This is a genomic window from Arthrobacter sp. MP_M4, from assembly GCF_035984855.1.
In the GTDB taxonomy this organism is placed as follows: Bacteria; Actinomycetota; Actinomycetes; order Actinomycetales; family Micrococcaceae; genus Arthrobacter.
Window position 1 is genome coordinate 1 of record NZ_JAXCHX010000047.1, and the last position, 7,980, is coordinate 7,980.

The 7,980-nt window shown below is 66.0% G+C and carries 6 protein-coding genes; 3 read left to right on the forward strand and 3 right to left on the reverse strand.

The window, feature by feature from the left end; translation table 11 throughout:
- Window positions 1-314 precede the first annotated feature (314 nt).
- A complete protein-coding gene (locus RCH15_RS18750; RefSeq protein ID WP_326962163.1) occupies window positions 315-1,724 on the reverse strand; it encodes an aldehyde dehydrogenase family protein in 1,410 nt (469 codons plus the stop codon).
- A 344-nt stretch (window positions 1,725-2,068) separates the two neighbouring features.
- Here RCH15_RS18750 and RCH15_RS18755 point away from each other — a divergent pair, with 344 nt between their 5' ends.
- Window positions 2,069-3,538 carry an APC family permease gene (locus RCH15_RS18755; RefSeq protein WP_326962164.1) on the forward strand — a complete coding sequence of 490 codons (1,470 nt, stop codon included), beginning with the start codon at window positions 2,069-2,071 and terminating at the stop codon, window positions 3,536-3,538.
- 93 nt (window positions 3,539-3,631) lie between these two features.
- Here the strand turns inward: RCH15_RS18755 and RCH15_RS18760 are convergent, their stop codons facing one another.
- Entirely contained in the window at window positions 3,632-4,603 is a 972-nt protein-coding gene (locus RCH15_RS18760) for a helix-turn-helix domain-containing protein (RefSeq protein ID WP_326962165.1), read from the reverse strand.
- 121 nt (window positions 4,604-4,724) lie between these two features.
- On the reverse strand, window positions 4,725-5,315 hold the full coding sequence (locus RCH15_RS18765; protein WP_326962166.1) for a TetR/AcrR family transcriptional regulator: 591 nt from the start codon (window positions 5,313-5,315) through the stop codon (window positions 4,725-4,727).
- A gap of 121 nt (window positions 5,316-5,436) precedes the next feature.
- Between RCH15_RS18765 and RCH15_RS18770 the strand changes: the two genes are divergently transcribed.
- Window positions 5,437-7,350: a primary-amine oxidase gene (locus RCH15_RS18770; protein WP_326962167.1), complete on the forward strand. Its 1,914-nt coding sequence runs from the start codon at window positions 5,437-5,439 to the stop codon at window positions 7,348-7,350.
- A 3-nt stretch (window positions 7,351-7,353) separates the two neighbouring features.
- Window positions 7,354-7,812, forward strand: coding sequence for a hypothetical protein (locus RCH15_RS18775; protein WP_409017596.1), 459 nt, complete (start codon window positions 7,354-7,356; stop codon window positions 7,810-7,812).
- Window positions 7,813-7,980 lie beyond the last annotated feature (168 nt).

A 7,980-nucleotide genomic window follows, 5' to 3' on the forward strand; every position in this document is an offset into this window, starting at 1 on the left:
CCATTGCCGGGGAACCGGAAACCGCCAGGGCAGCCAGGGCCAAGGTGGGGACCGCCAAAAGGCGAAGGGTCTTCTTCATTGAATAAATCTCCTCATACACGCGCGTGTGATGTTCGCGCCCCGGAAGGGGCCAGTGGTACTTCGGAGCCGAACTGGAGATAGATGGGTATAGAAGTGCTGCGGCCCACAAATATTTGACAGGCCGCCGGCCGGCAGGTGGCAGACGACGCGCGAAAGGCCAAGTGCTGCGGTGTACCCGGAGCGCTTAGCCTCTTGCGCGTCGCCCGGCAGGTTCCGCAGCGAAATGCGGCCGGTCAGCCATTGATGACCTGGGGAACACCCAGCGCCTTGAGCCCTTCGACGCCGAACTCCAGGCCGTAGCCGGACTGCTTGGCACCGCCGAAGGGGACCCTCGGGTCAACGGCGCCATGCTTGTTGATCCAGACGGTACCGGCCTCGATCCGGGTTGCCACTGCGCGGGCAGCGGCCGGATCGGCGGACCAGACCGAGGCGCCGAGTCCGACGTCGAGGCCGTTGGCCATGGTCACGGCCTCATCCACGGTGTTGTAGCGGACGATCGGCAGGGCCGGACCGAACTGCTCCTCGGACACCAGGGGATTGTTGTTCTCGATATCGGCCACCAGGGTGGCGGGATAGAAGTAACCGGGCTGGTCCGTGTCCGGGTTTCCGCCGAGGAGGATCGTGGCCCCCGAATCGCGGGCGGCCTCAACAAGCCCGGCGACGATGTCGAACTGCTGCCTGTTCTGCAGCGGGCCGAGCACATTGGCCTCGTCCAGTCCGACGCCCATGGGCATGAGCGCGGCGACGGCGGCGAGTTCGGTACACACTGCTTCGTAGATGTCGCTGTGCACATAGAGGCGTTTGAGGGCGGCGCAGGTCTGGCCGGTGTTGATGAAGGCGCCCCAGAAGAGGCCCTCGGCGATCGCCTTCGGATCGGCATCGGGCAGGACGATACCGGCGTCATTGCCGCCGAGTTCCAGGGTGAGCCGTTTAACGGTGTCTGCAGAGGACCTGATGATGGCCTTGCCAGTGGCGGTGGAACCGGTGAACATAACCTTGCCGATCGCAGGGTGTTCGGCCAGCCGCGCCCCGACGTCGCGGCCGCCGGAGACGACGGTGAGGAGACCTTCGGGCAACTCCTGGTTGAGGACCTCCGCCAAGGCCAGGACGCTGAGCGGGGTGTACTCGGAGGGCTTGACCACCACGGCATTGCCCATCCGGAGTGCTGGCGCTATCTGCCAGATGGTGATCATCATGGGCCAGTTCCATGGTCCGATCGCCCCGACGACGCCAATGGGCCGGTAGTGCAGTTCGGCCCGGGTTTCCCCGTCGTCCACCACCGTTTCCGGGTCCAGCGCGGTGCCCGCCGCGGCACGGAGCCAGGCCGCGCAGGCGCCGACCTCGAACCGCGCGTTAGGGCCGTTCAGGGGTTTGCCCTGCTCGCGGGAGAGCAGGCGGGCGAGTTCTTCAACGGAGCGTTCGACGGCGTCGGCCGCCTTGAGCAGCACCGCGCTCCGCCCGTCATGGCCCAGCGCCGCCCACGCGGGCTGGGCGGCGGCGGCGGTGGCGACGGCACGTTCCAGGTCCGCCAGGGAGTGCACCGGCGCCTTGCCGACGACGGCGCCAGTGGCGGGGTCAAGGATGGTCCGGGTTTCGCCGGCGGCGGGGGTGATTGAGGCCAGGAGGGCATCGTAGGTTTCCAAGGGGTACTCCACTTCGAGTAGGTGGTGCGCGGGATCAATGAGGCGCCGGTGGTGCTGGGCGGTAAGACGCCGGGGAATCCGGGTGTGGCCGTACCGTTACGTCCGAGTGTCCTCCGGTGCGGTGGTCCAGTCTTGTCTTTGCGCGAACTGCAGTTGACCCACTGCGAAGGATCGCGCCGGCCCGTGACGCCGTTGCGCTGAGGAACAACAACCGGTCGCTGAGCGACAAAAGGGTGACGGCCGTCGCCTGCCATGCTGGATTTGTGCGGTGCCAGCACTCCCTATTCCCAGACGGTCAACTTTCTGAACCGTCATTCCAGACTCATGACCATTAAGAGGATCCGATGAGTATTTCAAATTCCGAGTCCCGGACCGCGGCAGCCGGGCCCCGCGACGAGCACTCCACAGCGTTGCGCGCCGGCAGTGTCGGCGTTATGGGCATTCTCTTCTTCGTTTTGTCGGCCCAGGCGCCGTTGACCGGAATCGTCGGGGCGTCACCGCTGGCCGCGGCCCTCGGCAACGGACCCGGCGCGCCCGGGGCGTACTTGGTGGTGGGCATCGTCATTGTGATCTTCGCCGTCGGGTTCGTGGCGATGAGCCGCAAGATCCAGGCAAACGGCGCCTTTTACGCGTACGTCACGGCCGCCTTTGGCCGCAAAACCGGAGCGGGGGCAGCATGGCTCGCCCTCCTCGCGTACAGCACGGTCCAGGCCGCAATGTACGGGCTGTACGGCGCTGCGTTCTCGGGGATCCTCGAATCCGCCGGCATTGCGGTTCCCTGGTGGTTGCTGGCCATGGTCACCATGGCCGGTGTTCAGGTGCTGGGATCGCTCAACATCGAACTGGGGGCCAGGGTCCTGGCGCTGCTGGTGGGCCTGGAGGTCGCCATCCTGATCCTGTTCGGCGTCACCGTGCTGGTGCGCGGCGGTGGACCGGAGGGGCTGTCCCTGGCGGCTTCCTTCTCTCCCGCGGCGATCGCCACCGGCGCCCCGGGCGTGGCCATCATGTTTGCTGTTGCCTCCATGTTTGGGTTCGAGTCAACGGCCATCTACTCGGCTGAGGCCAAGGATGCCCACCGCACGGTGGCCCGCGCCACGTATCTTTCGGTGGGGGTCATCTCCGTCTTCTTCTCCTTTATTTCGTGGATGCTGGTTAGCTACTACGGCCCCTCGCACGTCGCTGACGCGGCGGGGGCGGCCCTCGAATCGGGTGATTCCACCTCCTTTGTGCTGACACCAATGGTGGAGCTGTTCGGTCCGTGGGCCGGAATTGCCACCGGCATCCTGCTCGTGACGTCCCTGCTGGCCGGCATCATTGCCTTTCACAACGGCATCAACCGTTACCTCCATTCGCTGGCGCTGCGCGGGTCACTGCCGGGCGCCGTGGCCCGAACCAACCGCCACCGGGCTCCTGCTGCCGCGGCGCGGATCCAGACAGTTATTGCATTCCTCCTCGTGGCACCATTCGCCCTGTTGTCCCTGGACCCGGTTCTGACTCTTTTCTCCTGGTTCAGCGGGCTGGCCGTGGGGGCGCTCCTGGTCCTGTACATCCTGTGCTCCCTCGCCGTCGTCGCGTACTTCCGGCGCCACAAGGCTGCAGGGCAGCTTTGGCAAACCACGGTGGCGCCGGTCCTCGCCACTCTGCTCCTTGGCTGGGTACTGTCCCTCGTTGTCAGTAACTTCACGGCCCTGATCGGCGGCAGTGCCGAGACGGCGGTGGGCCTGCTGATCGCTGTGCCCGTTGTGTTTGCGGTCGGCGTGGCAGTGGAGGTCAGGGTCGAACGCAGGACTGCCCGGGAGGCCGTCCGCGCTTAGCGGAGCCCCAAGCGGGGAAGGGGCGGTGCCGGGCAGATCCGGCGCCGCCCTTCCATGAAGGCATCGCGACGTGCTCGATCCGCTCGGTCCGCCTTACGCGCCGCGCCGCCAGTCGCTCGGTGACGCGCCGAACGCATCGCGGAAGGAGCGGCTGAAATGCGCCGCATCAATGAAGCCCCATCGTGCGGCCACGGTTCCGACGGGCATCCCGGCCAGGAGCGGATCCCGCAGTTCGCGTCGTGCCCCTTCAAGCCGCTGGGTCCGGATCCAGCTCGCCACGGTACTGCCCGACTCGTGGAAGACGTTGTGCAGATGCCGGGTCGAAATGAAGTGGGCTGCCGCGATGGACGCCGGGGACAGTAAGGGATCTGCCAGGTGGGCGTCGATGTACTCGCGGACAGCTGCCGCCAGCAGGGCCTGGGGTTTCATCCGGTCCGGAACCACGTCCAGTTCCGAATGCAGCATGGTGGACACGAGATCGAGGGCATTTGCGGCGAGGCGGGACCCGCTGGGGCCGCTCAGGACATCCAGGTTCTCCGCGAGATGGGCAATAAACGGCCCGACGATGGCGGCGAGGCCGCCGTCGGCAGCCATCCGCACGGCCGACAGCTGCGCGATGCAGTCCGGCGGCAGTGGCAATGCGTCCCAGGGAAACATCACCACCATGAGCCGGGCATCGTCCTCGAAGGCGAGCGTGTATGGGCGGCTGGTGTCATAGATGGACAGGTCCCCGGGGTGCAGCACGGCCTCGCGGTTGTCCTGGATCAGGAGCCCCGTTCCCTGCAATTGGAGATTGAGCTTGAAGTATCGCTGGTTGGACTGCGCAATGAGTGCCGGCGTGCGGTGGACCTCATGGCTCGTGGCGGATACCTCCACGAGGGCCACCCGGTCCAGTTTCCGGGACCGCATGCGGCCCCGGAAACCGTCCGCATTGTTGCTCGAGGTCGCCAGGGGAACGAAGGATTCCGCGACCAGGTGCCGCCAATGGTCGAAAGACACTGCGGTGCTGGTGTGGACGTCCTGTCCGGCGGAAACGTGCGGTGGGCGGGCTGCAACTGCGGTCATGGGAGGTCCTGGCGCCGTCGAATCTGGAGAAGATGTGTCATGGGACACAGTCATTTCAGGGTAGCGCCGACGCCGCTCGCTGTCATCTTTTTTCCACAACGGGCGAATAAAAATACGTAGACTAGCAGGCCAGCAGGGTGAGGAATCCCTCCAGTTGTTCGTTCAGCCCGAGGTCCACCTGGCCCTCCGGCGCCAGTGCTGCGGCAATCTGCGCTCCCAGGAGGAGGTTGAGCAGTTGGCCGGCCAGGGCGGCGTCGTCGACGGGGGTGGTGACGGCGCCGGTTTGCCGCGCCTCGGCAAGGTGCTGCCGGATGGCCGCAAGCCACTGTTGCATCGAGTCGCGGTGAATGCGGGCCTTCCCGGGGTCGTTGATGGCCTTTTGCCAGAACGGGATCACAATCCGGGCCTCGTTGATCCGTTCCTCATCCAGGGGCAGGACCTCGATGCAGAAGGCCCTGAGGGCCGCAAGCCCCTCCCGCCCGGCGGTGACCCCGGCGATGCGTTCGTTGGTGCGGCTGAAGACGTGCCCGAATGCGAAGGCCAGCAGGTCATCCTTGGTGGGAAAATACGGCTTCAGGGCACCGTTTGCAAAACCTGCCTCCAGGGCAATCTCCCGCATGGTTGCACTCTCGATGCCGAGCCGGGCGATGATCCGCCACGTTGCGTCGACGAGCTCAATCCGCCGCTGGTCGTGGTCAACAATCTTTGGCACCGGGTAGCTCCCCAAAATACTTCACGTCGGACTCTTGTGGCACAGCTTACATTTCCGTATTCTCTACATCTATAGAAAATAAACTTTTGACCCGCCAGGGTCCCGACTGAGAGCCGTCATCATGCCCGTACAAACCGACCTCCGCACCCCCTACCGCTTGACCGCGGCTGCAGAAATTACGGCAGTCCAAGGCATTCTGCGCACTGCGGGACTGCTGGGTGAAGCCCAACGCATCGCGTATCTGGGTCTCGTGGATCCGGCGCGGAACGCGGCCGCTGACGCCCAGGACCGGAGGTTCCGGGTGTTCATCCTCGACGTCTCCGGAGGGCGCCCGGCCGATGTGATCGTCTCCGTGTCCACCGGTGAGGTGATCTCCGTCGTCGAACTCGATACGGCAGTGGCCGGCGAGCTTCCCGTCCTCGAGGAGGAATTCGAGGTGGTCGAGCAGCTACTGGCCACGGACGAACGGTGGCTTGAGGCTCTGGCCAGCCGGGGTCTGGAGGTGGACACCGTCCGCGTCGCTCCGCTGTCCGCCGGCGTTTTCGAGTATCCCGAGGAAAAGGGCCGCCGGATTTTGCGCGGCCTGGCTTTCGTGCAGGATTTCCCCGAGGACAGCGCCTGGGCGCACCCCGTGGACGGGCTGGTGGCGTACGTCGATGTCGTCAGCAAGGTGGTCACGCAGGTCCTGGACACCGGCGCCGTGCCGATTCCCGCAGAGCACGGCAACTACACCGATCCGGAACTCACCGGACCGCTGCGCACCACGCAGAAACCCATCAACATCACCCAGCCTGACGGGCCCAGTTTCACGGTCACCGGCGGCAACCACGTCGAGTGGGAAAAGTGGAGCGTCGACGTCGGTTTCGACGTCCGTGAAGGGGTTGTTCTGCACAATCTCGCGTTCCAGGACGGCGACCGGCTGCGCCCGGTCATCAACCGGGCTTCGATCGCGGAAATGGTCGTCCCGTACGGGGATCCGTCGCCGATCCGGTCCTGGCAGAACTACTTCGATACGGGCGAATACCTGGTGGGCCAGTACGCCAATTCGCTGGAACTGGGATGTGACTGCCTCGGCGAGATCACCTACCTCAGCCCGGTCATCAGCGACGCCTTTGGCAGTCCCCGCGAAATCCGCAACGGCATCTGCATGCACGAGGAGGACTGGGGGATCCTGGCCAAACACAGCGACCTCTGGACCGGCATCAACTACACCCGCCGCAACCGGCGCCTGGTGATCTCCTTTTTCACCACGATCGGCAACTACGACTACGGCTTCTACTGGTACCTCTACCTCGACGGCACCATCGAATTTGAAGCCAAGGCCACCGGCGTCGTCTTCACCTCCGCATTCCCCGAGGGCGGCTCGGCCAACATCTCCCAGCTCGCCCCGGGCCTGGGCGCCCCCTTCCACCAGCACCTCTTCAGCGCCCGCCTCGACATGGCAATTGACGGGCTCACCAACCGGGTGGAGGAAGAAGACGTTGTCCGGCAAGCGATGGGCGAAGGCAACGAGCGCGGCAACGCCTTCTCCCGGAAGCGCACGCTGATTGCGCGTGAATCCGAGGGCGTGCGCGAGGCTGATGCCCGCAACGGCCGGACCTGGGTCATCTCCAACCCCCGGTCACTGAACCGGCTTGGCGACCCCGTGGCCTACAAGCTCCATGCCGAGGGCCAGCCCACTTTGCTGGCGGACCCGGGGTCTTCGATCGCCCGCCGCGCCGCCTTCGCCACCAAGGACCTGTGGGTCACCCGCCATGCCGATGCCGAACGCTACCCGACGGGCGACTTTGTAAATCAGCATTCCGGCGGGGCCGGGCTGCCGGCCTACGTTGCCCAGGACCGGGACCTGGACGGCCAGGACATCGTGCTCTGGCACACCTTCGGGCTCACGCACTTCCCGCGCCCCGAGGACTGGCCCATCATGCCCGTGGACACGGCCGGCTTCAAGCTGCGGCCGGAGGGATTCTTTGACCGCAGCCCCGTGCTGGATGTGCCCGCGAGCGCACAGCCGGCCGGCGGCCACTGCCACAGCTAGATTATGTCCGTGACCGCAACTGCGCCGGCGGACGGCCGTCCGGGCATCGCTGGTTTGTTCTTCCACTCCCGGCTCTGCGCGGCAGTAACGGCGGTGTCATGCCTTGCGCACTTGTGGCTGGTTGCCGGGAACCAGCACGGGACGTGGTTGAACCTGCTCATGCTCGCCATGGTGGCAATGTGCCTGCCGTGCGCCGCGCACATTTGGCACCGGGAACGGGCGGGAGCCGCCCGCAAGGTCATGGCCTCGGCCCTGGCGATGACGGGGGTGCACGCGGTGTTGCTCCTGGGTACCGGTGCCGGGTCAGCCACCCATGCCCACCATGCCGCGGCGCCCGCGGGCGGCACTGCCGGGACGGCGTCGGGCGCTGCGGCGCTTCTGGCGGTCCTTGCACTGGAAATGGTGACGGCGCTGATGGCCGCGACTCTCCTGGCCCGGCTCCGGGCGCAGTCCCCGGGCTGACGCTCCTGCCCAGTTGCGTTGGATTGCCGCTCGTCCCCCGCCCGGATGTTCGCGGTTTGCGCGGCGGCGGCTAAGCCTTGATCCACCGATCCGCTGTTGGTCCTGATTGATTTTCGGGCCAGCGGCGGTTTTTGGTTTCGGGCATGGCGGACCGCCGGACCTCGCTGC

Bases quoted from the DNA above. Each gene is read 5' to 3' on its own strand.
- RCH15_RS18755 (WP_326962164.1), top strand. From the start codon at position 2,069: ATGAGTATTTCAAATTCCGAGTCCCGGACCGCGGCAGCCGGGCCCCGC.
- RCH15_RS18760 (WP_326962165.1), bottom strand. From the start codon at position 4,603: ATGACCGCAGTTGCAGCCCGCCCACCGCACGTTTCCGCCGGACAGGAC.
- RCH15_RS18770 (WP_326962167.1), top strand. From the start codon at position 5,437: ATGCCCGTACAAACCGACCTCCGCACCCCCTACCGCTTGACCGCGGCT.
- RCH15_RS18775 (WP_409017596.1), top strand. From the start codon at position 7,354: ATGTCCGTGACCGCAACTGCGCCGGCGGACGGCCGTCCGGGCATCGCT.